The organism is Escherichia sp. S10b (assembly GCF_028421345.1).
Lineage (GTDB): Bacteria > Pseudomonadota > Gammaproteobacteria > Enterobacterales > Enterobacteriaceae > ECMA0423.
In genome coordinates this window covers 1-960 of record NZ_JAHZSO010000085.1, presented here as the reverse complement: position 1 = coordinate 960, position 960 = coordinate 1, and the positions used below count along the sequence as shown (strand labels likewise).

The following is a 960-nucleotide window of genomic DNA, read 5'->3' as shown; positions in this document are numbered from 1 at the left end:
GTCTCCGGCGGTGACCGCCTGCAGGTGGCATCCGTCAGTGAAGATGCGATGACGGTTGTTGTGCCGGGGCGGGCTGAACCGGCCTCCCTGCCTGTGAGCGATTCACCATTCACGGCACTGAAGCTGGAGAACGGCTGGGTGGAAACGCCCGGGCATTCCGTCAGCGACAGTGCGAAGGTTTTTGCCTCCGTCACACAGATGGCAATGGACAACGCCACCCTGAACGGTCTGGCCCGCAGCGGTCGTGATGTCCGGCTGTATTCCTCACTGGATGAAACCCGTACTGCGGAAAAACTTGCCCGCCATCCCTCCTTTACGGTGGTTTCTGAGCAGATAAAGGCGCGTGCCGGTGAGACATTGCTGGAAACCGCTATCAGTCTGCAGAAAACCGGGCTTCACACGCCGGCACAGCAGGCTATTCATCTGGCGCTTCCTGTGGTGGAAAGTAAAAACCTGGCCTTCAGCATGGTGGACCTGCTGACAGAGGCGAAGTCGTTTGCTGCAGAAGGAACCAGTTTTACTGAACTGGGAGGGGAAATCAATGCGCAGATAAAACGCGGTGATTTACTGTATGTGGATGTGGCAAAAGGCTATGGCACAGGCCTGCTGGTTTCCCGTGCGTCGTATGAGGCAGAAAAGAGCATTCTTCGCCATATTCTCGAAGGTAAGGAGGCGGTCACGCCACTGATGGAGAGAGTACCTGGCGAACTCATGGAGAAACTGACATCAGGACAGCGTGCCGCTACCCGCATGATACTGGAAACGTCCGACCGTTTCACGGTGGTGCAGGGCTATGCCGGTGTGGGTAAGACCACACAGTTCCGGGCGGTGATGTCAGCCGTGAACATGCTGCCGGAGAGTGAACGTCCCCGTGTCGTGGGGCTGGGGCCCACGCACCGTGCGGTCGGTGAGATGCGCAGCGCCGGCGTGGATGCACAGACGCTGGCGTCCTTTCTGCAT

Annotated in this window: 1 protein-coding gene; it reads left to right on the top strand. The window is 58.4% G+C overall.

The features are described 5' to 3' along the window. A partial coding sequence (locus FTE26_RS07110) for an AAA family ATPase (RefSeq protein ID WP_272457527.1) occupies positions 1-960 on the top strand: 960 nt, incomplete at both ends.